Here is a 23,490-nt window from a genome sequence, read left to right on the forward strand (position 1 = left end):
CGGATAAAACGCGATAGCGTCGCCACCCGGCAACAGAACGAATACTACATTTTGGTGTATGGCTTAAAGCGTTCCTGCAACTGGCGCAGCTGGTCGATACGGGCATCGTAACGCGCCTGTTGCTGGCTGCCCAGCTTGACCTGAGAACTTGCACTGCTGAGCATAGAGATCGCCTGATCCAGTCGCCCGGCCAGCGCATAGCCTTCGGCGCGCGCCGCCAGCTCCTGATCGCGGTTATTGAGCGCCGCTTCAGCCTGCGCCAGGAGATCCCAGCCGTTGCCGTCGTCTTTATTGTTGAAAGTGTAGCGATTGAGGATGGTCGTGGCTTCTCTGGCTTGCCCGCCCTGTAAATAAGCATTCGCCAGGTTTAGCTGCAATACCGGGTTTGCGCGCAGATCGCGGGCATTTTTCAGACGGTTAATCGCTTCGCTGGTTTTCTTCTGCCCCAGATCGATATCGGTCGCCAGGTCGAGATACCACGCGTTATTCGGTTCAGCCGTCAGCAACGGTTGCAGCGCTTTGCGAGCTTCGTCGTACTTGCTGGCTTCCATTGCCTGTAGCGCCCGGCCATATTGCGCCGCACGCTGTTGGCGCACGTTTCCTTTTTCCCATGCGTCGAGCAGGTCGCTGGTAAGCTGATTACGGCCAGAATTGTACATCCCCAGCGTACGCGCCTTCGCCAGATAAAAATCTTCAGACGACTCCACTACCACCGGGCGCATCTGGTTTGCACGGTTGCGGGCATCCGCCAGACGGCTTTCCGGCAGGGGGTGCGTCAGCAAAATTTCGGGAGGACGCGTGGAGTAGCGCGCCTGGTCGAGCAGTTTTTCCAGGAACGTCGGCATCGCTTGCGGATCGAACCCTGAACGTTGCAGCACCTGAATACCGATTCGATCTGCTTCCTGTTCGTTTTGTTGGGTGAAGCTGATCATCCCCTGACGCGTTCCCGCCAGCGTACCGGTCAGCGCCGCCATACCGGCCTGCGGGCTGGCCATCGCCAGAAGAATAGAGCCTAAGGCACCGACCCAGGTCAGCGGAGCGCTGCGCTTTTGATCTTCCATCGCGCGCGCCAGATGGCGTTGGGTTACGTGGGAAATTTCGTGCGCCATCACCGAGGCTAACTGACTTTCGTTATCGGAATAGCGAAAGAGCGCGGAATGCAGCACAACGTTGCCGCCGAAAAAGGCGAAGGCGTTGATTTCGTCGTTGTTAATCAAAAAGAAATGGAACGGCGTTTTCACGGAGTCTGCATGAGAGACTAAACGCATCCCCAGCGCGTTGATGTACTGACTCAACAGCGGATCGTTGATCAACGGCGCGCTGCCGCGCAACTGGCGAACGTAATAGTCGCCCATTTGCATTTCCTGACCGATAGAAAGCGTGCTTCCTGCTGAGGTCCCCATATCCGGTAGCGTGTCTGCGGAATCTGCAAACGCGGGGGCTATCTGACCGATAGTCAGCGCAGCGATGAGGGTAGCAACCAGGTTTTTCTTCAACAGCCTGAACATAGACCTCTGTCCTGTTTTCTTTAATATAGCCATTTGACCGATGCCGCGACGTATCGTTCCGCCACGCCAGCACAGGGAGTGTAACTGCGAAACCCGGTGGTGAATACCCCGCTCAAATGACTTTTCAGTTTCCTGAATCAGCAACAAAAAGCGAAGTCTTTTTTGTGACATTTAGATACAATTCGGGATCGCAATCCCGCTATTGAGGTTCAGGGAACGGTTTCTATGCTTGAGATGTTGATGCAGTGGTATCGCCGTCGTTTTAGCGACCCGGAGGCGATCGCCTTGCTGGTTATCCTGGTTGCCGGTTTTGGCATCCTTTTCTTTTTCAGTGGGCTTCTGGCGCCGTTGCTGGTGGCTATTGTCCTCGCTTACCTGCTGGAGTGGCCTACGGTCCGTCTGGAGGCGATTGGCTGCTCCCGGCGTTGGGCCACCTCAATCGTACTGATTGTTTTTGTCGGCATTTTACTGCTGATGGCGTTTGTCGTGATGCCGGTGGCCTGGCAGCAGGGGATCTATTTGATTCGCGATATGCCGGGTATGCTCAATAAGCTCTCTGATTATGCCGCCACGTTACCCCGTCGTTACCCGGCGCTGATGGATGCCGGGATCATTGATGCGATGGCGGAAAACATGCGCACCCGGATGCTGACGTTAGGTGATTCGGTCGTGAAATACTCCCTGGCCTCTCTGGTCGGGTTGTTGACGCTGGCGGTGTATCTGGTGCTGGTGCCGCTGATGGTCTTCTTCCTGATCAAAGATAAAGAGCAGATGCTGAATGCCGTGCGCCGGGTTCTGCCGCGCAATCGCGGTCTGGCCGGGCAGGTCTGGATGGAGATGAACCAGCAGATCACCAACTATATTCGTGGCAAAGTGCTGGAGATGGTGGTGGTTGGCGTGGCGACCTGGCTTGGCTTCCTGCTCTTTGGTCTCAACTACTCGCTGCTGCTGGCGGTTCTGGTTGGATTCTCGGTATTAATCCCCTACATCGGCGCGTTCGTGGTGACCATTCCGGTGATTGGCGTGGCGTTATTCCAGTTTGGCCTCGGAACGGAGTTCTGGAGCTGCTTCGCCGTGTATCTGATCATTCAGGCGCTGGATGGAAACCTGCTGGTGCCGGTACTGTTTTCAGAAGCCGTCAACCTGCACCCGCTGGTGATTATTCTGTCGGTGGTGATTTTCGGCGGCCTGTGGGGCTTCTGGGGCGTGTTCTTCGCCATCCCGCTGGCGACGTTAATTAAAGCCGTGGTACATGCCTGGCCGGACGGACAGGTCAGCGACGGTTAAGCACGATTATCACTCTGCCCGGTGGCGCAACGTCATCGGGCGTTCCACGTTTTATCCGCTTTCTCCTTTCCTGAACGTTTTCCGAATGTGCTGTCCCGCCCTCCTTTTTTGCTTTCAACTTACCGGTATAGATGGTTTTTTAATCTCACAAGGACAAGACCAACCGGAGAAAAAAATGGGTCATCAGATGCACACGCAGCAAAAAGTGGGGTGGGGCGGTTATCTCGCCTTTTTTATTACCATTATCCTTTTTTCAGGCATGTTCGCGAAAAGTACGGAATGGTGGCGAGTGTTTGATTTTACCGTGCTCAATGGCGCGTTTGGCCTGGTTAACGCGGCAGGCGACACGGCGGTTTCATTTCGCGGCACTGGCGGTACCGGGGCGAGAGACGGCTTTTTATTCGCACTGGAGCTGGCGCCATCGGTTATTTTATCGCTCGGCATTATTTCCGTGACGGAAGGGCTGGGCGGACTGCGCGCCGCACAGCAGTTGATGACGCCGATACTCAGGCCGATCCTGGGCATCCCCGGCATTTGCTCTCTGGCGCTTATCGCCAATTTACAAAATACGGATGCCGCCGCCGGGATGACCAAAGAGCTGGCGGAAGAGGGGGTGATTACCGAACAGGAACGGGCTATTTTCGCCTGCTGGCAGACAAGCGGCAGCGCGATTCTGACGAACTACTTCTCATCAGGCGCCGCGCTATTTGCCACGATAACCGTACCGGTTATTACGCCGCTGGCGGTCATTTTAGTCTTCAAATTTATCGGTGCGAACCTGTTGCGGGTGTGGATCGCGCAGCTTGAACATCGTCGTATGAAACAGGAGGCCTGAAATGAGCGCACAGGTACGTAAAAATGTTATGGATCTGTTTATCGACGGCGCGCGGCGCGGTTTTACCATCGCCACCACCAGCCTGTTGCCCAACGTCGTCATGGCCTTTGTCATTATTCAGGCGCTGAAGGTGACGGGGTTGCTGGATATCGTCGGGCGAGTGTGTGAACCGGTAATGGCGCTATGGGGGTTGCCGGGAGAATCGGCGACCGTTCTGCTGGCTGCGGTGATGAGTATGGGCGGCGGCGTGGGCGTCTGCGCCAGCCTGGTGGTTACTGGCGCGCTGTCCGGTCACGATGCCACTGTGCTGTTACCCGCCATTTACCTGATGGGCAACCCGGTTCAGAATGTAGGGCGCTGCCTGGGAACGGCGGGCGTTCATCCGCGTTATTACCCGCATATTATTGCGGTGTGCGTGATTAATGCCCTGGTCTCTATTTGGGTAATGCAGGCTATTGTTTAAAAAGGACTATCATGGACTGTTCCATTCTTAATCTGACGCTTTTTCAGCGCGGACACGTATATGCCCCGGACGATCTGGGCCAGCAGGACATTCTGGTTGCCAACGGCAAAATTGTCGCTATTGCGCCGACTATCGCTGCGGAAGACTTCCCCGGTTGCCAGCAGGTCGATCTCCACGGTGATATCGTCTGCCCGGGATTTATCGATCAGCATGTTCATCTCATCGGCGGTGGCGGCGAAGCCGGGCCGCATACCCGTACGCCAGAGGTGCGGCTGTCACGGTTGGTTGAAGCCGGTATTACCTCCGTTGTCGGGCTGCTGGGAACGGACGGCATCACCCGTCATCCTGAATCTCTGCTGGCGAAAACACGCGCGCTGGAATATGAAGGGATCAGCGCATGGATGTTAACGGGGGCGTATTCTCTGCCTTCGCCAACCATCACCGGGAGCGTCGATCGCGATGTGGCGTTGATCGATAAAGTGATTGGCGTGAAATGCGCCGTCTCCGATCATCGTTCTTCGGCGCCGAATTCCGCCGCGCTGGCGACAATGGCGGCGCAGTCCCGCGTGGGGGGATTACTGGGCCAGAAGCCGGGAATCAGCGTCTTTCATATGGGCGACAGCCCACACATGCTGGAACCGCTGTACGATATTCTCGCCAATGCCGATGTCCCCATCACGAAACTGCTGCCGACGCATGTTAACCGCGCCGAACCGCTGTTCCAGGCGGCGCTGGAGTACGCGCTTGATGGTGGCTACATCGATATTACCAGCAGCATTGATGAACCGATCGATCCGGCGACGGCCATCGTGACAGCCTTGCGCCATGAGGTTCCGCTGTCGCGCATTACCCTGAGTTCTGATGGCAACGGCAGCCAGCCGGAATTTGATGAGCATGGAAATTTGACGGGCATTGGCGTGGCGGGTTTTGAGTCGCTGATCGGCACGCTGCGTCAGTTAGTTACGCAGCATAAACTGCCGCTGGAGCAGGCGCTGCGCCCGCTTACCCGCACTGTCGCGGAATTTCTTGGCTTTGAGCATAAAGGACGTCTGGCGGCAGGCTGTGACGCCGACATTCTGGTGCTGAATCAGGCGCTGGAAGTCAGCCATCTGTGGGCGAAAGGCAAAGCGGTGGTGAAAGACGGTAAAGCGTGCGTGAAAGGAACGTTTGAATAAACGACGCGTATGCCGGATAGCGGCGTAAACGCCTTATCCGGCCTACGGGGTTGTGCGAATCAGGCCTGATAAGACGCGTTAGCGTCGCATCAGGCTTTATCCGGCAAAACGCAAATCAGGCGTTTTCTTTCAGCCAGTTCAGCACTACATCGTGGTGGTTACTGGTTTTAAAGTCGTCAAATACGTGTTCGATCTTGCCGTCAGCGTCGATCAGGAAGCTGATGCGATGGATGCCGTCGTAGGTTTTCCCCATAAAGGATTTTTCCCCCCAGACGCCGAATTGCTCGCAGACCTGATGATCCTCATCGGACAGGAGCGTAAAGTTAAGCAGCTCTTTTTCGGCGAAACGAGACAGTTTTTCAGGTTTATCGGTGCTGATCCCCAACACGTCTACGCCTGCTTTTTTCAGATCGTCCATGTTATCGCGTAAACCACAGGCCTGTACGGTACAGCCGGGCGTCATGGCTTTAGGGTAGAAATACACCAGTACGCGCTGTCCCTGGAAGTCGGTCAAATTTACTTGTTCTCCGTCTTGATCCGGCAAGCTAAATTTCGGTGCGATGTCACCGGCTTTCAGTGGATTCATTACTTAACTCCATCCTGTTCATCATGTTGTGAGTAAGTAACAACGTTAATACTGCCTTGCGCATTGAGTTCTGTACATAGTGCTTTAAAGGCATGCTCAATATTTACGGCATCATGAGATGCCGGACTGTGCGCGGTGATTTGAACAAACAGCTGTGCAGCCTTTTCATTTTCAGCAGGTTGCGTGCGGGAGACCAGCTCAGCGATGTTCATCTGATGGCTGTCGAAAAGCGCGGTAAAACGTTCAATTAAATGCGGAGAATCTTCCACCTCGACCTGTACCCATACCGTTGCGGGCATGGCCGGACGGGGGCGAGCGGTGGTGCGCTTCATCACAATCAACAAATCCAGCTCTGCGCCTTTCAACGGCAAGGTTGATTCAATCAGGGTGATGGCGTTCCAGGAGCCAGACAGCAGCATGATAAACGTGAATTCATCGCCCAACATGGCCAGTCGGCTGTCTTCGATATTACAGCCGCAGCTGCTGACATGGCGGGTGATAGTATTCACAATTCCCGGGCGATCGGCACCCAGCGCAGTGATAACCAGGTAATGTTGTGATGACGATGTCAAACCGGTTCTTCCTTTGAGAGGTGAGGTAATCATAAGGAAAGCATAAAAAAAACCTGCATACAATAATCAGAAGGGCTATGGTCTCTTGCTTTTATTGTCGTACCAAACGTACCATTGAGAAACTTGTTTGCACAGAGGATGGCCCATGTTCACGGGAAGTATTGTCGCGCTTGTTACACCGATGGATGAAAAAGGTAATGTCTGCCGGTCAAGCCTGAAAAAACTGATTGATTATCATGTCGCCAGCGGTACCTCGGCGATTGTTTCTGTTGGCACCACCGGCGAATCCGCCACGCTGAGCCATGACGAGCATGGCGATGTGGTCATGATGACGCTGGAGCTGGCGGACGGGCGTATTCCGGTTATCGCCGGAACGGGCGCGAACGCGACGGCGGAGGCCATTAGCCTGACGCAGCGTTTCAACGACAGCGGCGTTGTCGGTTGCCTGACAGTGACGCCTTACTACAACCGCCCGACTCAGGAAGGTCTGTTCCAGCATTTCAAAGCCATCGCTGAACATACTGACTTGCCGCAAATTCTGTATAATGTGCCGTCCCGTACAGGCTGCGATATGCTGCCGGAAACCGTCGGCCGTCTGGCGAAAGTAAAAAATATTGTCGCAATCAAAGAGGCGACAGGGAACTTAAGTCGGGTTCACCAGATCAAAGAGCTGGTTTCAGACGATTTTATTCTGCTCAGCGGTGATGATGCGACCGGGTTGGACTTCATACAGCTCGGCGGTCATGGCGTGATTTCCGTTACCGCGAACGTTGCGGCGCGTGATATGGCGGAAATGTGCAAACTGGCGGCGGAAGGTCGTTTTGCTGACGCGCGGGTGATTAATCAGCGTCTGATGCCGTTACATAACAAACTATTTGTCGAACCCAATCCGATCCCGGTGAAATGGGCATGTAAGGAGTTGGGACTTGTGGCGACCGATACGCTGCGCTTGCCGATGACGCCGATCACCGATACGGGTCGTGAGATTGTCAAAGCGGCGCTCAAGCATGCCGGTTTGCTGTAAAGTTTAGGGAGATTTGATGGCTTACTCAGTACAAAAGTCGCGCCTGGCCAGGGTTGCGGGTGTTTCGCTCATTATGCTGCTCGCGGCCTGTAGCTCTGACTCGCGCTACAAGCGCCAGGTGAGCGGTGATGAATCCTATCTGGAAGCCGCGCCGCTTGCTGAACTTCATGCGCCAGCAGGGATGATTCTGCCGGTAACGACGGGCGACTATAACATTCCGGTGACCAACGGCAGCGGCGCTGTCGGCAAAGCGCTGGACATTCGTCCGCCTGCTCAGCCGTTAGCGCTGGTGACCGGCGCGCGTACCCAGTTTACGGGCGATACCGCAACCTTGCTGGTGGAAAATGGTCGCAATACCAACCTGTGGCCGCAGGTTGTCAGCGTGATTCAGTCCAAAAACTACACGATTGAAAAACGTGATGACGCCAGCCAGACCCTGACGACCGATTGGGTTGAATGGAACCGTCTGGATGAAGACCAGCAGTACCGTGGACGTTATCAAATCTCGGTGAAACCGCAGGGTTATCAGCAGGCTGTAACGGTGAAACTGGTGAATCTGGAACAGGCCGGCAAGCCTGCCGCAGATGCCGCTTCGCTACAGCGTTATAGCGCTGAGATGATGAACGTAATCTCGGCGGGTCTGGATAAAACCGCCACCGACGCTGCGAACGCCGCGCAAAACCGTTCTGCCGCTACGATGGATGTGCAGAGCGCCGCAGATGACACCGGTTTGCCAATGCTGGTCGTCCGTGGGCCGTTCAACGTGGTGTGGCAGCGTCTGCCAGCCGCGCTTGAAAAAGTGGGCATGAAAGTGACCGACAGCACGCGTTCTCAGGGCAGCCTGGCAGTGACCTACAAACCGCTGTCTGACAGCGGCTGGCAGGATCTGGGCGCAACCGATCCGGGGCTGTCGTCCGGCGACTATAAATTGCAGGTGGGCGATTTAGACAACCGCAGTAGCCTACAGTTTATCGATCCGAAGGGGCATACCCTGACGCAGAGCCAGAACGACGCGCTGGTTGCCGTCTTCCAGGCAGCGTTCAGCAAGTAAAAATTGAGGGGCTGGAGCAATCCAGCCCTTTTTTCTGATATGATACGCAAACGTGTGCGTCAGCAGAAAAACGCAATTTTTACCGTAATTTCGCCCCCAGGCTGTAGGTCGGATAAGGCAACGCCGCCATCCGGCAAAGTGTGGCAGAAAATGAATTTTTATCGTTAATTCACACCAGGAGTAATAAAGATGCAAAAGCAAGCTGAGTTGTATCGTGGTAAAGCGAAGACCGTATACAGCACGGAAAACCCGGACCTGTTGGTGCTCGAATTCCGCAATGATACGTCAGCAGGGGATGGCGCGCGCATTGAACAGTTTGATCGCAAAGGGATGGTGAACAACAAGTTTAACCATTTCATCATGACCAAACTGGCAGAAGCGGGCATCCCGACCCAGATGGAGCAGTTGCTGTCCGATACCGAGTGTCTGGTGAAAAAGCTGGATATGGTGCCGGTCGAGTGCGTGGTGCGTAACCGTGCGGCTGGTTCTCTGGTCAAGCGTCTGGGCATTGAAGAAGGCATCGAACTGAACCCGCCGCTGTTCGACCTGTTCCTGAAAAACGATGCGATGCACGATCCGATGGTCAACGATTCTTACTGCGAAACCTTCGGCTGGGTGAGCAAAGAGAATCTGGCGCGCATGAAAGAGCTGACTTACAAAGCCAACGACGTGCTGAAAAAGCTGTTTGACGATGCCGGTCTGATCCTGGTCGATTTCAAACTGGAGTTTGGTCTGTACAAAGGCGAAGTAGTGCTGGGCGATGAATTTTCCCCGGACGGCAGCCGCCTGTGGGACAAAGAGACGCTGGATAAAATGGACAAAGACCGTTTCCGCCAGAGTCTGGGCGGCCTGATCGAAGCCTATGAAACCGTCGCACGTCGCCTGGGCGTGCAGTTAGATTAATTCTTCCCCCATCAGCATCAACCGGAGAGTCAACGCTCTCCGGTTTTTCTCTACCACCATTATTCTAATGGTAATCTTGCGCTGAACCGCCTACGATCATCATCATAATGAATAGTATGTTGAGGTGATTATGCGCTGGCAAGGGCGTCGTGAAAGTGACAATGTAGAAGACAGACGCAATAGCTCCGGCGGCCCGTCAATGGGCGGGCCGGGTTTTCGTTTGCCCAGCGGCAAAGGCGGAATCATTCTGCTGATTGTCGTGCTGGTGGCGGGCTATTACGGGGTGGATCTTACCGGTTTAATGACCGGGCAGCCGATTTCTCAGCAGGAAACGACGCGTTCGATCAGTCCAAATGACGACGAGGCCGCGAAGTTTACCTCTGTCATTCTGGCGACCACAGAAGATACCTGGGGTCAGCAGTTTGAGAAAATGGGGCGCACATATCAGCAGCCTAAGCTGGTGATGTACCGTGGCGCGACGCGCACAGGATGCGGTGCGGGTCAGTCCGTGATGGGGCCATTCTATTGCCCGGCGGATGGCACGGTCTACATCGATCTTTCCTTCTACGATGACATGAAAAACAAACTGGGCGCGGATGGCGATTTTGCCCAGGGTTACGTTATCGCCCACGAAGTGGGGCACCATGTGCAAAAACTGTTGGGCATCGAACCGAAGGTTCGTCAGCTGCAACAGACCGCATCGCAAGCGGAAGTGAACCGACTCTCCGTACGTATGGAGCTACAGGCGGATTGCTTCGCGGGCGTCTGGGGGCACAACATGCAGCAACAGGGCGTGCTGGAATCCGGCGATCTGGAAGAAGCGTTGAATGCGGCGCAGGCGATTGGCGACGATCGTCTGCAACAACAAAGTCAGGGACGCGTGGTGCCGGACAGCTTCACTCACGGCACTTCCGAGCAGCGCTATACCTGGTTTAAACGCGGTTTTGATAGTGGCGATCCGGCGCAATGTAATACCTTCGGCAAAGGTTTTTAACATACCGGGGCAGGGATGTCTGACAATGACGCATTGCGGGCGCTAACCGCACAAATGGCGCAGGAAGGGATTCGTCGGCTGCTGGTGCTCAGCGGCGATGCGTCCTGGTGTCGTGAACGGGCGCTGGCGCTGCGAGAAGCATTGGCTGGCGACTGGCTGTGGGTGGCAACCGATGCGCCCGCCGCGCCGCACTGTACGCCGCAGGCGTTACAAACGCTGCTGGGACGCGAGTTCCGCCACGCGGTTTTTGATGCGCAGTTGGGGTTTGATGCCTCGGCATTCGCGGCGCTGAGCGGCACGCTGCGAGCCGGAAGCTGGCTGGTGCTGCTGACGCCGCCGTATTCTGCATGGGAATCCCGTCCCGATGCGGATTCGCTGCGCTGGAGCGACTGCCCGCAGCCTGTTGCAACGCCACATTTTATCCAGCACCTCAAACGCGTGATGTCCCGTGACGAGCAGGCGCTGCACTGGCAGCAGTCTCAACCGTTTTCATGGCCGCGCTTTCCTGCCCGTCCCCACTGGCGACCCGCTACGGGTGAACCACAGCCTGAGCAGGCCGCGATTTTGCGGCATCTGCTGCGGATGCCGCCTGGCGTGGCCGCCGTTACGGCAGCGCGAGGTCGGGGTAAATCGGCGCTGGCCGGGCAGTTAATTTCGCGGATGAGCGGGACGGCCATTGTAACTGCGCCGTCGAAAGCGGCGACGGACGTGCTGGCGCAGTTTGCCGGTGAGAAATTTTGCTTTCTCGCTCCTGATGCGCTGTTGGCGGGCACGGAGACGGCCGACTGGCTGATTGTCGATGAAGCGGCGGCAATCCCCGCGCCGCAGCTACATCGCCTGGCGTCGCGTTTTTCACGCATATTGTTGACCACCACCGTTCAGGGCTATGAAGGGACGGGACGCGGTTTTTTGCTGAAGTTCTGCGCCCGTTTTCCTCATCTCCGGCGTTTTGAACTGCGACAGCCTGTTCGCTGGGCGCAGGGGTGCCCGCTGGAACAATGGGTCGGCGAAGCGCTGATATTCGACGACGAGACGTTTGCCCATGCGCCGCAGGGGGCGATTCGGTTCTCCGCTTTTACGCAGGCGCTCTGGCATACCGGGCCGACGCAGCCGCTGGCGGTGTATCAGCTGCTTTCCGGCGCGCATTACCGCACCTCTCCGCTCGATCTGCGTCGCATGATGGATGCGCCGGGGCAGCATTTTCTCGGCGCTTTTACGGCTGAGCGGGTAGCGGGGGCCGTCTGGCTGGTGGAAGAGGGCGGATTATCGGCTGCGCTGAGCCAGGCCGTGTGGGCGGGCTATCGTCGCCCGCGCGGAAATCTTGTCGCGCAGTCGTTGGCCGCTCATGGCGGCGATCCGCTGGCGGCGACGCTGACCGGGCGTCGGGTGAGCCGTATTGCCGTCCACCCGGCCCGCCAGCGGGAAGGGATTGGGCAGCAGCTGATCGCTGAGGCATACGGCGGCGCCAGCCAGTGCGACTATCTCTCCGTCAGTTTTGGTTATACCGCCGAACTCTGGCGATTCTGGCAGCGTTGCGGTTTTGTACTGGTGCGGATGGGGAACCACAAGGAGGCGAGCAGCGGCTGTTATACGGCGATGGCTTTGCTGCCCATCAGCGAGGCCGGCGCGCGGCTGGCGCACCGCGAGCACCAGCGTCTGCGCCGGGATGCGGAGATACTGGCTCGCTGGAACGGCGAAGCGATCCCGGTTATCCCGCTGAAAGCGTCTACGCTTAATGATGATGACTGGGATGAACTGGCGGGCTTTGCGTTTGCCCATCGACCGTTGCTCACGTCGTTAGGCTGTCTGAGTCGACTGCTTGAGCGCTGCGAGCTGGCGCTCCCCGCGCTGCGTGGACGCCTGGAGGAGAAGTGCAGCGACGCGAATCTGTGTATCCGGCTGGGTTTGCCTGGGCGTAAAGCGCTGCTTGTCGCCCAGCGCCGGGAAGTCGCCCATGCGCTTACCGCGCTGGATGACGAACGGGCGCAGCGGTTACGCGAACGCGTTTTGCAATGGCAATTTTTTCACTAACTCCTTCAATTTCCTGGCATGGTCATTGTGATTAAGCGGCGTAGAATCTGTTCTATCAGTTAAGGAGATCGCCATGAAACATGACCATTTTGTTGTTCAAAGCCCCGATAAACCCGCGAAACAACTGCTGTTGCTGTTTCATGGCGTGGGCGATAACCCGGTCTCAATGGGAGAAATTGGCTCCTGGTTCGCACCGTTATTTCCAGAGGCGCTGGTGGTCAGCATTGGCGGCGCGGAACCTTGTGGCCCGGCGCCTGGGCGTCAGTGGTTTTCGGTTCAGGATGTGACGGAAGAGAACCGCCAGGCGCGGGTTGATGCGATTATGCCGGTATTTATCGAGACGGTTCACTACTGGCAGAAACAGAGCGGCGTTGGGCCGGAGGCTACCGCGCTGATTGGGTTTTCGCAGGGGGCGATTATGTCTCTTGAAAGCATCAAAGCCGAGCCGGGTCTGGCATCGCGCGTGATTGCTTTCAACGGACGCTACGCCAGATTGCCGGAAACCGCCACGACCGCCACAACGGTACATTTGATTCACGGCGGTGAAGACCGGGTGATTGAGTTATCTCATGCGGTTGCCGCACAGGAAGCGTTAGTCCGTGCCGGAGGCGATGTGACGCTGGATATCGTCGAGGATTTAGGCCATGCGATTGACGATCGCAGTATGCAGTTTGCGCTCGACCATTTGCGCTATACCGTGCCGAAACACTACTTTGATGAAGCGTTGAGCGGCGGTAAGCCGAATGATGATGATATTATCGAAATGATATAAGCCGGAACTGAACCGTAGGCCGGATAGGGGCGAAGCCGCCATCCGGCATTCAGACGGTATGTTGCCTGATGGCGACACGCTTATCAGGCCTACAGGTTTATCTGACTATTTCTTTGGCTGATCTTTCTTCGGCCAGTCGTCGTCATCGTCCCACTTATCGTTAAAATCACGATGCGGGGGCAGCTCCGGTTTATTGGCGAGGAATTTTTTGTGATCGACCCGCTTGAGGTCTTTGATCACATTGATCAGTACACCCACCAAAAACACCAGCACCAGAATCCACCAATATTTTGCCAGCCAGTCCATGCTTATTTCCTCTTACAGGAACACGCGTCAGGCGACGAGTTGTTCCATAATACGTTGATACATGCGGGCAAGCAGTTGCAGATCGGCTGCATTAACACATTCATTAATTTTATGAATGGTGGCGTTGACCGGCCCGAGTTCGACTACCTGCGCCCCCATACGCGCAATAAAGCGCCCGTCGGACGTTCCACCCGTAGTGAGTAACTGCGGTTTTATCTCATTATAGTGCTCAATGGCGTTCACCACCGCATCCACCAGCTTGCCGCGCGCCGTCAGGAACGGCTGGCCGGAAAGCCACCAGTCCACCGTGTAGCGTAATTGATGTTTATCCAGCAGCGCGTGAACGCGCTCTTTGAGAGTCTCATCGGTCAGCTCGGTGCTGAAGCGGAAATTGAACTGAATAAACAGCTCGCCCGGAATGACGTTATTGCTGCCGGTGCCGGCCTGAATGTTGGCAATCTGCATACTGGTCGCCGGGAAAAATTCATTTCCCTGATCCCACTCGATCGCCACCAGTTCATTCAACATCGGCGCTGCGCGATGCACCGGGTTATCCGCCAGATGGGGATAAGCGACGTGCCCCTGCACACCGTGGATCGTCAGGTTACAGGTCAGCGACCCGCGACGGCCATTCTTGACCACATCACCGACGATTTCAGTGCTGGACGGTTCGCCGACCAGGCAATAATCCAGACGTTCGTTACGCGCCATCAGCGTTTCGACCACCTTCACGGTGCCGTTTTTCGCGCTGGCTTCTTCATCCGAGGTGATAAGGAACGCCAGACGCCCCTGATGATCTGGATGCTGGGCGACGAAACGTTCAGCCGCAACGACCATCGCCGCCAGAGAGCCTTTCATGTCCGCCGCACCACGGCCAAACAGCATTCCGTCGCGGATTGTCGGTTCAAAAGGCGGGTTGATCCAGCGATCGACATCACCCGCTGGTACGACATCGGTATGCCCGGCAAAGGCCAGCGTTTCGCCTTGTCCGCGCCATGCCCAAAAATTCTGTGTATCGCCAAAATCCATATGCTCAACGGTAAAACCGATTGCACGCAGGCGTTCAATCATTAACGCCTGGCATCCTGCGTCATCTGGACTCAGGGAAGGGCGGCGAATAAGCTGCTGTGTCAGCTCAATAACCGGGCACGACATAGACTACACCTCATCAAAAAACTGCTGATAACTGGATTCGCTAAAACCCAGCAGCATAGGCTTCCCGGTCGCGCAGAGCAATGGGCGTTTGATAATTGCTGGCATTTCAGTCATTAATGCTGCGGCGGACGCCGCATCCGTGATGCTGTTACGCGTGGCTTCATCAAGTTTACGCCATGTCGTTCCGCGCGTATTCAGCAAGGGCTGCCAGCCTGACTCCGCAATAAACGTATTCAATAACGCGGCATCGATTCCGTCTGCGCGGTAATCGTGAAAGCGGTAGTCAATACCGTGAGCCTCCAGCCAGCGTCGCGCCTTTTTAATCGTGTCACAATTTTTGATGCCGTAGACGGTGATCATGTTGAATCCTTTTACGCGAATTACGAATAATTAAGCAATATTATCGTGGTATCCGTCAGTGCGGAACTGCCATATACCGGTTATTTATCATGACATAATAAACGGTAAATATAACATTGTTGAACTCTTGTGAATAATAATTCTGAAATGTTGCTTAATAAGCATCTCATCGGGAAGTATAAATCCAGCGAACTGCAATAGGCTGTTTCTTAACTGAAATGAGCGCGGTTTTCAGAAGTGGATTAATGTTTCAAAATATTGCAGTAAGTCACATAAAATTTATGGTTACAGGGTCATAGTAATGCCATGAACCCCATTCACCGGAGGATGTAATCACTGCAATCGGTTAAATTATCTTCTCCTGAGGATAATCTTTTCGTAGAATAGCCATAATAATAAGAGAGGTTGTTATGATTGAACGTGAACTGGGGAACTGGAAAGATTTTATCGAAGTTATGCTTCGCAAATAAATTTCTGGAAGATATCCTGATCCTGAAAAGGATAAGAAAAAGGCGACTCAAAGTAAGTCGCCTTTTTTGTGTCTTATTCCGGCTTCGGTTTCAGCGGGAAGCGGCGACGCACCAGCACAAAGAACAGCGGTACGAAGTAAATCGCCAGGATGGTGGCGGAGATCATCCCGCCCATGACGCCTGTCCCGACGGCATGCTGGCTCCCGGAACCCGCCCCGTTGCTAATCGCCATCGGCAGCACCCCGAAAATAAAGGCCAGAGAGGTCATCAGAATTGGGCGTAAACGCTGGCGGCAGGCATGCAGCGTGGCATCCAGCAGATCGTGGCCTTTCTCGTTCATCTCATTGGCGAATTCGACAATCAGGATCGCGTTTTTCGCGGAAAGACCGATCACCGTTAGCAATCCGACCTGGAAGTAAACGTCATTTTCCAGTCCGCGCATCCAGGTGGCGAGCAGCGCGCCAATGACGCCCAGCGGCACCACCAGCATGACCGAGAACGGCACCGACCAGCTTTCATACAGCGCGGCCAGACACAGGAAAACGACCAGCAGCGAAATGGCGTACAGCGCAGGCGCCTGCGCGCCAGAGAGGCGTTCCTGATAAGACATCGCCGTCCATTCAAGCCCAAACCCCGTTGGCAACTGGCGAACCAGCGACTCCATTACATCCATTGCCGTACCGGTACTGACGCCAGGCGCCGCTTCGCCGACAATCTCGACCGCCGAGTAGCCGTTATAGCGCTCCAGACGCGGAGAGCCCGTTTCCCAGCGTGACGTCGCAAAGGCGGAGAAAGGCACCATGCCGCCGTCTTTATTACGCACATACCAGAGATTGATATCGTCCGGCAGCATGCGGTATTTCGCCGCCGCCTGTACATAGACCTTCTTCACGCGACCCCGGTCCATAAAGTCATTGACGTAACTGGAGCCCCATGCGGTTTGCAGCGTGTCATTGATGTCGTCGATAGAGACGCCCAACGCCTGGGCTTTGCGCTGATCGATATCAATTTGCAACTGTGGACTGTCGTCCAGACCATTGTGACGCACGCGGGTCAGCGAACTGTCCTGCGCCGCCAGCTCAATCAACCGATCGCGCGCGGCCATTAAGGCATCGTGACCGGCGCCCGCATGGTCCTGAAGTTCCATATCAAACCCTGCGGAACTGCCCAGACCGCTGATTGCCGGTGGACTGCTGGCGTAAACGCGCGCTTCTTTAATCTTGTTAAAGGCTTTCGTGGCGCGTTCAATAATGGCAAACGAGGTGCCGGTTGTGGCGTTGCGTTCGTCCCAGTCTTTTAAGCGGACAAACATGCGCGCCACGTTTTGACCGTTCCCGCCAGGCCCCGATCCCACCGTCGAGAAGACGGACATGACGTTGTCTTTCTCCTGGGTGAAGTAATATTTTTCAACTTCCTGCACCACTTTTAAGGTCTGCTGCTGCGTGGAGCCGCTTGGCAACTGTACCGAGGTAATAAACATCCCGCGATCTTCCTGCGGCAAGAAGGAGGTCGGCAGACGCAGGAACAGCACCACCATCGCGCCGAGCAACAGAACGTAGATCAGTATCCAGCGCAGGCTGCGATGCAGGATCTTCGCAACGCCTTTCTCGTAGCGTTCAGCGTTGCGGTTGAACGTCCGGTTAAACCAGCCGAAGAAGCCTTTCTGTCCGTGATGCTCGCCTTTGTGCAGGGGTTTTAGCAGCGTGGCGCACAGGGCGGGCGTCAGGATCATCGCCACCAGCACGGAGAGCACCATCGCGGCGACAATCGTGATGGAGAACTGGCGATAGATAGCCCCGGTCGTACCGCCAAAGAAAGCCATCGGCACAAATACGGCTGACAGCACCATCGCGATACCGACCAGCGCGCCTTGTATCTGCCCCATCGATTTTCTGGTGGCTTCGCGCGGCGAGAGACCTTCCTCGCTCATGATGCGCTCGACGTTTTCCACCACCACGATGGCATCATCGACCAGCAGGCCGATCGCCAGCACCATCGCGAACATCGTCAGCGTGTTAATGCTGTAGTCGAAGGCATACAGGACGGAGAACGTCCCCATCAATACCACCGGTACGGCGATAGTGGGGATCAGCGTGGCGCGGAAGTTTTGCAGGAACAGGTACATCACCAGGAACACCAGCGCGATGGCTTCCAGCAGGGTTTTCACCACATCGATAATCGAGGCTTTGACGAAGGAAGTGGTTTCATACGCCACCTTATACTCCAGACCGTGCGGGAAGTATTCGGCCAGCTCGTCCAGGCGGTTAAGCACCAGTTTGGCGGTTTCCATTTCGTTGGCGCCAGAGGCCAGTTTTACCCCCAGACCGGAGGCCGGATTACCGTTGAAGCGGCTGAGATAATCATATTTTTCAGCGCCCATTTCGACGGTCGCCACATCGCCCAGCTTGACCTCTGAACCGTCCTGGTTGACGCGCAGCGTGATATCACGGAACTGCTCGGGCGTTTGCAGCAGCGACTGGGCGTTGATTGTCGCATTGAGCGCCTGCCTGTCGACCGAAGGCGTGCCGCCAAGCTGCCCGACGGCAATTTGCGCGTTCTGTGATTCGATGGCATCCGTGACATCTTTCGCGGTCATCTGGTAGCTGTTGAGTTTGGCCGGGTCCAGCCAGATACGCATCGAATATTGCGAACCGTAGGCGTCGATATCCCCTACGCCGTTTACGCGGCTGAGCGGGTCCTGGATATTACTGGCGACATAGTCGGCGATGTCCTGTTTATCCATTGAGCCGTCGGTGGAGACAAACGCAATGGTCAGGATGTTGGTGTCCCCGGTTTTACGGACCGTGACGCCCTGGTTCTGTACCGCCTGCGGCAATTTACGCATTGCCGATTGCAGCTGGTTTTGTACCTGCTGGACGGCTTCATCGGGGTCGGTTCCGGCCACAAAACTGAGCGTCACCGTTGCCTGGCCCGTCCCGCTGCTTTGCGACGACATATACATCAGATTATCGAGGCCGGTCATATTCTGTTCGATAACCTGAGTGACGGTATTTTCCAGCGTCTGCGCGGATGCCCCCGGATAATTCGCGGTAATGCGGACGTTTGGCGGCGCCAGGTCGGGATATTGCTCTACGGGCAAAGAGAGAATGGCCAGGGTGCCCGTCAGACACAACAGGATTGCCAGCACCCAGGCAAAAATGGGGCGATCGATAAAGAAATTCGCCATTAAAGGAGGACCTCGTGTTTCTGCGTATAATTATTGGGTATGACCTGCTTCACTGTAGCGGCAAGGTACGTGTCAAACGTGGAGAAAAAAAGAAGATAATGTAAATTATCATGCACGTTTACAGCATACATTTTGTGCCAGTGCCGCCCTGTCTGTATTCCCGCCGTGCGGTGCTTTGCCGTTCTTTACGCTAATTGACCCTCTTCATCTTCCGATGAGCGAAAACTGATGCTGACCAGCGTCCCGCCCCCTGACGGTTGCGAGAAATTCAGCGTGCCGCTAAGTCTTTCCGCACGCTCGCGCATAATGTTCAGACCGTAGTGCCCCGTTGGTTCGTTCGGTTCGCCAATACCGACGCCGTTATCCCGAATATAGACCGTATGGTTGCCATCGGGGGCGGTGACGCAGCTAACGGCGATCTCCGTGGCGCTGGCGTGTTTAATCGCATTCAGCACCGCCTCGCGAACGATTTGTAACAGGTGCACCTGCATTTGCGCATCCAGCGCCAGCGTCGGTAAACGGCAATCCAGCGTCAGTTTCGCGGAGGTCTGGCTTTGCAGGGTATCCAGCATTTCATGCAGCGCAGAAGGTAAGTCGGCCTGCTGTAACGTCAGGCGGAAGGTGGTCAGCAGCTCGCGCAACTGACGATAAGCGTCGTTCAGCGCCCGGGAGAAATCCGCCATGATGCTTTGTGCGGGGAGATTATCTTCTGGAATTGAGCGCTTCAGCAGCGTCAACTGAATGCGCAAATAGGAGAGCACCTGCGCCAGTGAGTCATGCAGCTCGCGGGCGATAGTCGCGCGCTCTTCCATCAGCAGCAGTTGCTGGAAATGTTTTTGCGCCTGATTAAAGTACAAACCGCGCCCCAGCATGGTCGATACGCTGTGCAGCAGCGGGGTGGAGGCGCTGACGTTGGGGCTTTGCCAGTGCAGTTCGCCGTAGACCGTTTCCTGCATCGTGACCGGTAGAATCTGCATGGGCAAATCAGCGCTTTCCGTTCCTTCGCTGATCCGCCAGTTATCGCCCACGGTTAATTCCAGATAGTAAGCGGCGTCATGTTCGCGGACGATCTGTAGAATATGGCGGAAACAGTGAACGTCGATTTGGCTGGTATTGAGCGCCTGTGAGCACTGGTACAGCACTTCCAGACGGCGGTTGGCTTCGTGCAGATCGTGGGTTTTTTCTTCTACCGAAGCTTCGAGAGAGCGGTACAGCTTATGTAACTCGCTCGACATCTGGCTAAATGTTTTGGCCAGCAGCCCCAGCTCATTCGGCAAGTGGGTATTCAGCGGCGGGATGTCGAACTGACCATGTTCAATGTGCTGGCTGGCGGCGACCAGTTGGTTAAGCGGCTGGACTACCTGCTGGCGAATACGCCGCAGGGTGAAAAAGACCAGCGTGAAGATCCCGATGCCGCCCGCCAGCGATATGCCGACCACCAGCATCACCTTGCGCTCGGCATAGTGTTGCAGCGCCAGAACGAAGAGATCGATCTGATCGACATAGTTATTGATATTGGCGCGATACCATTTTATATCCGCATCTACCAGCCTCGTGTTCATCTCCAGCCAGTTCGCATGCAGTTGCCCGTAACGGCTTTTAACCGTCTGTGGGACGTACCAGGCGTTCAGGTTACTTAACGCGGGAGAGTTGAGCGCTTGCTGAAAAAGCTGACGGTGCGCGTTCAATTGCGGACTGCCGCTTTGCAGATCGTAACCCAGTCGGTAGCTCTGCATACGCAGTGAACCGGCCACGTTAATGGCCTCGGCATCCCGCAAACTGCTCGCCAGCGTCAGCAGGGCGATACCGGTTGAGAGAATCGACAGCAGCACAATGTAAAAAAAGGCCCGGGCCAGGCTGGCCGAGACAGGGCGTTTGACGACCACGCGCGTAATCCCCGAAAAATATGCTCACAGTGAACGGATAAATATTGGCATTGGCAAGTGTAACTGAAACGCAATTTCACCAGCGATGAAATAAATTGATCTGCCACAGGTTCTGGATAAATAGTTGTGCGTCCTGGGCAAATGAACATTGCCGACCCCTTCGGCGTCGGTTAATAACATTCATATAAAGAATAAGGTTTTTGCCACCAAAACAGAAGGACGCCATGAATCGTTTTATTATGGCCAATAGCCAACAGTGCCTGGGATGCCATGCCTGTGAGGTCGCTTGCGTAATGGCCCACAATGATGAGCAACACGTACTGCACCAGCGGCATTTTCAGCCCCGAATTACGGTGATCAAACATCAGCATCAGCGCAGCGCGGTAACCTGCCACCACTGCGAGGATGCGCCTTGCGCCCGGAGTTGCCCAAATGGCGCAATCCGTCATGTCAAAGACAGCGTTCAGGTCAACCAGCAAAAATGTATCGGCTGTAAATCCTGCGTGGTTGCCTGTCCCTTCGGCACAATGCAGATAATCCTTACACCAACAGGTCAGGATCAGGTCAAAGCCACAGCGCACAAATGCGATTTGTGTCTGGATCGCGAAGACGGCCCGGCCTGTGTTGAAAACTGCCCGGCAGATGCGTTGCAGCTGGTAACGGAGGCGTCGCTGACCCGGCTGTCGAAAGCGCGGCGTCTGCGCACCGCGCGTCAGGAAAATCAGCCCTGGCATGCCTGTGCGACGGGAGTCACTCCTTATGCGCTCAATAAAGTTGAACAGATGCGGGCGACGCCCCCACGCGGCGAGCCGGATAAGCTGGCGATTGACGCGCGAAAAACCAGCTTTGATGAAATCTACCTGCCGTTTCGTACCGCGCAGGCTGAACGCGAAGCGGCCCGTTGCCTGAAGTGCGGTGAACACAGTATCTGCGAGTGGACGTGTCCGCTGCACAACCATATTCCGCAGTGGATTGAGCTGGTAAAAGCGGGAAACATTGACGATGCGGTGGCGCTGTCGCACCAGACTAACTGCCTGCCGGAAATTACCGGGCGCGTATGCCCGCAGGACAGGCTGTGCGAAGGCGCCTGTACGGTGCGCGATGAGTATGGCGCGGTGACGATCGGCAATATTGAACGCTACATTTCCGACCGGGCGCTGGACAAAGGCTGGCGGCCAGACCTGAGCGGCGTTCAGCAGCAGGATAAACGTGTGGCGATTATTGGCGCGGGCCCGGCCGGGCTGGCCTGCGCAGATGTGCTGGCGCGTCATGGCGTGAGCACGACCGTGTTCGATCGCCACCCTGAAATTGGCGGCCTGCTGACCTTTGGCATTCCCTCTTTTAAGCTGGATAAATCACTGCTGGCGCGCCGTCGCGAAATCTTCAGCGCGATGGGAATTCATTTTGAACTGAACTGCGAAGTCGGCAAAGACGTCAGACTGGCGTCGCTGCTGGATGAGTACGATGCGGTTTTTGTCGGCGTCGGCACATACCGTTCCATGAAGGCCGACCTGCCAAATGAAGATGCGCCGGGCGTATATGATGCGCTGCCGTTCCTGATTGCCAACACGAAACAGGTTATGGGGCTGGATGAATTGCCTGACGAACCTTTTATCGACACCGCCGGGCTTAATGTTGTGGTGCTGGGCGGCGGCGATACCGCGATGGACTGCGTGCGTACCGCGCTGCGTCATGGCGCAAGCCAGGTGACCTGCGCATATCGTCGCGACGAGGCGAATATGCCGGGGTCGAAAAAAGAGGTAAAAAACGCACGGGAAGAGGGGGCGCACTTTGAATTTAACGTACAGCCGGTTGAACTGGTGCTGAATGCCGACGGTTGCGTCAGCGGCGTGCGTTTTTTACGTACTCAGCTTGGCGAACCCGATGCGCAGGGGCGTCGCCGCCCGATGCCCATCGCGGGCAGCGAGTTTGTCATGCCCGCTGATGCGGTAATTATGGCGTTTGGTTTTCATCCGCATGGTATGCCGTGGCTGGAAGCGCACGGTGTGAAAGTGGACGACTGGGGGCGCATTGCGGCAAATGTCGAAAGCGCGTTCCGTTACCAGACCAGTAATCCTAAAATCTTCGCGGGCGGTGACGCCGTGCGCGGCGCCGATCTGGTGGTGACGGCGATGGCGGAAGGGCGTCACGCCGCGCAGGGGATTATTCAGTGGCTGGGGATCATGCAAACCGGATAAGTCTCCATTCGGCGCGAGCAGCATGATAGCGCGCAGACAAAACCGGCCTTGCGGCGTAAGATTACCTGTCTTCTTACGCTGTGGAGCCGGTATGTCGCAAAAAATTACTCTCATCAAAGACAAAGTTCTCTCTGATAACTACTTTATCCTGCGCAATATTACCTACGATCTGACCCGTAAAAATGGCGATGTGATTCGCCATAAGCGCGAGGTTTACGATCGCGGCAATGGCGCAACGATCCTGCTGTATAACCGCGAAAAACAAACCGTGGTGCTCATCCGCCAGTTTCGCGTTGCCACCTGGGTGAACGGCAATGAAAGCGGCCAGTTGATAGAAACCTGCGCCGGGCTGCTGGATAACGACGAGCCGGAAGCGTGCATTCGCAAAGAAGCGATTGAAGAGACCGGCTATGAAGTGGGTGAGGTGCGTAAACTGTTTGAGTTATACATGTCGCCTGGCGGCGTGACGGAACTGATTCACTTCTTCATTGCAGAATACAGCGACAGTCAGCGGGCAAACGCAGGCGGCGGTGTGGAAGATGAAGATATTGAGGTACTGGAACTGCCATTAACACAGGCGCTGGCGATGATCAAAACCGGTGAGATACGAGACGGTAAGACCGTGTTATTGCTCAATTATTTGCATTCTTCCTCGCTAATGGATTGATAAATAAGGTTTATATTTCTTTACATAATGATGCCGCTATCCGACAAATCTGATTGAGCC

21 protein-coding genes are annotated in these 23,490 nt (G+C 55.6%); 13 read left to right on the forward strand and 8 right to left on the reverse strand.

Going from position 1 to position 23,490, the window contains the following annotated elements; translation table 11 throughout:
- Nucleotides 1–44: 44 nt before the first annotated feature.
- The gene (bepA, locus tag OGV67_RS18090; protein ID WP_104869115.1) at nucleotides 45–1,508 is read right to left on the reverse strand and encodes a beta-barrel assembly-enhancing protease; all 1,464 of its coding nucleotides are present in this window, start codon (nucleotides 1,506–1,508) and stop codon (nucleotides 45–47) included.
- Between the two features lie 225 nt (nucleotides 1,509–1,733).
- Between bepA and OGV67_RS18095 the strand changes: the two genes are divergently transcribed.
- The 4 genes from OGV67_RS18095 (at nucleotide 1,734) to iadA (ending at nucleotide 5,268) form a co-directional block, all read left to right on the forward strand.
- Complete coding sequence (locus tag OGV67_RS18095; RefSeq protein ID WP_012131296.1) at nucleotides 1,734–2,795, forward strand: AI-2E family transporter; 1,062 nt, start codon at nucleotides 1,734–1,736, stop codon at nucleotides 2,793–2,795.
- 175 nt (nucleotides 2,796–2,970) lie between these two features.
- Complete coding sequence (locus OGV67_RS18100) at nucleotides 2,971–3,630, forward strand: nucleoside recognition domain-containing protein (protein WP_024130126.1); 660 nt, start codon at nucleotides 2,971–2,973, stop codon at nucleotides 3,628–3,630.
- 1 nt (nucleotide 3,631) lies between these two features.
- Nucleotides 3,632–4,093 carry a YjiG family protein gene (locus OGV67_RS18105; RefSeq protein WP_047462074.1) on the forward strand — a complete coding sequence of 154 codons (462 nt, stop codon included), beginning with the start codon at nucleotides 3,632–3,634 and terminating at the stop codon, nucleotides 4,091–4,093.
- Nucleotides 4,094–4,104: 11 nt separating this feature from the next.
- Nucleotides 4,105–5,268 (forward strand): beta-aspartyl-peptidase, encoded by a 1,164-nt coding sequence (gene iadA / locus OGV67_RS18110; protein ID WP_115614569.1) that lies wholly within the window; start codon nucleotides 4,105–4,107, stop codon nucleotides 5,266–5,268.
- A gap of 115 nt (nucleotides 5,269–5,383) precedes the next feature.
- Here iadA and bcp read toward each other — a convergent pair whose 3' ends face one another.
- The gene (bcp, locus tag OGV67_RS18115) at nucleotides 5,384–5,854 is read right to left on the reverse strand and encodes a thioredoxin-dependent thiol peroxidase (RefSeq protein WP_012131300.1); all 471 of its coding nucleotides are present in this window, start codon (nucleotides 5,852–5,854) and stop codon (nucleotides 5,384–5,386) included.
- The gene (locus OGV67_RS18120) at nucleotides 5,854–6,426 is read right to left on the reverse strand and encodes a glycine cleavage system transcriptional repressor (RefSeq protein WP_286465855.1); all 573 of its coding nucleotides are present in this window, start codon (nucleotides 6,424–6,426) and stop codon (nucleotides 5,854–5,856) included. Before OGV67_RS18120 ends, bcp begins: the two co-directional genes overlap by 1 nt.
- Nucleotides 6,427–6,571: 145 nt before the next feature.
- On the opposite strand from OGV67_RS18120, the gene dapA reads away from it, so the two are divergent.
- From dapA to ypfH, 6 genes are all read left to right on the forward strand, one after another.
- Nucleotides 6,572–7,450, forward strand: a complete 879-nt coding sequence (dapA, locus tag OGV67_RS18125; protein WP_012131302.1) for a 4-hydroxy-tetrahydrodipicolinate synthase — start codon at nucleotides 6,572–6,574, stop codon at nucleotides 7,448–7,450.
- A 16-nt stretch (nucleotides 7,451–7,466) separates the two neighbouring features.
- Nucleotides 7,467–8,501 carry an outer membrane protein assembly factor BamC gene (gene bamC, locus OGV67_RS18130; protein ID WP_012131303.1) on the forward strand — a complete coding sequence of 345 codons (1,035 nt, stop codon included), beginning with the start codon at nucleotides 7,467–7,469 and terminating at the stop codon, nucleotides 8,499–8,501.
- 189 nt (nucleotides 8,502–8,690) lie between these two features.
- On the forward strand, nucleotides 8,691–9,404 hold the full coding sequence (purC, locus tag OGV67_RS18135; protein WP_012131304.1) for a phosphoribosylaminoimidazolesuccinocarboxamide synthase: 714 nt from the start codon (nucleotides 8,691–8,693) through the stop codon (nucleotides 9,402–9,404).
- A gap of 130 nt (nucleotides 9,405–9,534) precedes the next feature.
- Nucleotides 9,535–10,398, forward strand: a complete 864-nt coding sequence (ypfJ, locus tag OGV67_RS18140) for a KPN_02809 family neutral zinc metallopeptidase (protein WP_024130129.1) — start codon at nucleotides 9,535–9,537, stop codon at nucleotides 10,396–10,398.
- A 15-nt stretch (nucleotides 10,399–10,413) separates the two neighbouring features.
- Nucleotides 10,414–12,429 (forward strand): tRNA(Met) cytidine acetyltransferase TmcA, encoded by a 2,016-nt coding sequence (locus OGV67_RS18145; RefSeq protein ID WP_115614570.1) that lies wholly within the window; start codon nucleotides 10,414–10,416, stop codon nucleotides 12,427–12,429.
- Between the two features lie 73 nt (nucleotides 12,430–12,502).
- Nucleotides 12,503–13,201 carry an esterase gene (gene ypfH, locus OGV67_RS18150; protein ID WP_115614571.1) on the forward strand — a complete coding sequence of 233 codons (699 nt, stop codon included), beginning with the start codon at nucleotides 12,503–12,505 and terminating at the stop codon, nucleotides 13,199–13,201.
- A gap of 105 nt (nucleotides 13,202–13,306) precedes the next feature.
- Here the strand turns inward: ypfH and OGV67_RS18155 are convergent, their stop codons facing one another.
- Genes OGV67_RS18155 through OGV67_RS18165 form a run of 3 tightly spaced genes read right to left on the reverse strand, consistent with a single transcriptional unit; the run spans nucleotide 13,307 to nucleotide 15,022 of the window.
- Nucleotides 13,307–13,507 carry a YpfN family protein gene (locus OGV67_RS18155; RefSeq protein ID WP_012131308.1) on the reverse strand — a complete coding sequence of 67 codons (201 nt, stop codon included), beginning with the start codon at nucleotides 13,505–13,507 and terminating at the stop codon, nucleotides 13,307–13,309.
- A 27-nt stretch (nucleotides 13,508–13,534) separates the two neighbouring features.
- On the reverse strand, nucleotides 13,535–14,662 hold the full coding sequence (gene dapE / locus OGV67_RS18160; protein ID WP_012131309.1) for a succinyl-diaminopimelate desuccinylase: 1,128 nt from the start codon (nucleotides 14,660–14,662) through the stop codon (nucleotides 13,535–13,537).
- 3 nt (nucleotides 14,663–14,665) lie between these two features.
- Nucleotides 14,666–15,022, reverse strand: coding sequence for an ArsC family reductase (locus OGV67_RS18165; RefSeq protein WP_115614572.1), 357 nt, complete (start codon nucleotides 15,020–15,022; stop codon nucleotides 14,666–14,668).
- A 410-nt stretch (nucleotides 15,023–15,432) separates the two neighbouring features.
- Here OGV67_RS18165 and ypfM point away from each other — a divergent pair, with 410 nt between their 5' ends.
- On the forward strand, nucleotides 15,433–15,492 hold the full coding sequence (gene ypfM / locus OGV67_RS18170; RefSeq protein WP_001386977.1) for a protein YpfM: 60 nt from the start codon (nucleotides 15,433–15,435) through the stop codon (nucleotides 15,490–15,492).
- Nucleotides 15,493–15,565: 73 nt separating this feature from the next.
- Here ypfM and acrD read toward each other — a convergent pair whose 3' ends face one another.
- Both acrD and narQ read right to left on the reverse strand, forming a co-directional pair.
- On the reverse strand, nucleotides 15,566–18,679 hold the full coding sequence (gene acrD, locus OGV67_RS18175; RefSeq protein ID WP_047462093.1) for a multidrug efflux RND transporter permease AcrD: 3,114 nt from the start codon (nucleotides 18,677–18,679) through the stop codon (nucleotides 15,566–15,568).
- Nucleotides 18,680–18,864: 185 nt separating this feature from the next.
- Nucleotides 18,865–20,565, reverse strand: coding sequence for a nitrate/nitrite two-component system sensor histidine kinase NarQ (narQ, locus tag OGV67_RS18180; RefSeq protein ID WP_071258044.1), 1,701 nt, complete (start codon nucleotides 20,563–20,565; stop codon nucleotides 18,865–18,867).
- A gap of 224 nt (nucleotides 20,566–20,789) precedes the next feature.
- Here narQ and aegA point away from each other — a divergent pair, with 224 nt between their 5' ends.
- Together aegA and nudK are read left to right on the forward strand one after the other, a co-directional pair.
- Entirely contained in the window at nucleotides 20,790–22,763 is a 1,974-nt protein-coding gene (gene aegA / locus OGV67_RS18185) for a formate-dependent uric acid utilization protein AegA (RefSeq protein ID WP_071258043.1), read from the forward strand.
- Nucleotides 22,764–22,854: 91 nt separating this feature from the next.
- Nucleotides 22,855–23,430, forward strand: a complete 576-nt coding sequence (gene nudK / locus OGV67_RS18190) for a GDP-mannose pyrophosphatase NudK (RefSeq protein ID WP_049009707.1) — start codon at nucleotides 22,855–22,857, stop codon at nucleotides 23,428–23,430.
- Nucleotides 23,431–23,490 lie beyond the last annotated feature (60 nt).

It is taken from the genome of Citrobacter sp. CK188, assembly GCF_030333525.1.
Taxonomy (GTDB): Bacteria; Pseudomonadota; Gammaproteobacteria; order Enterobacterales; family Enterobacteriaceae; genus Citrobacter_B; species Citrobacter_B koseri.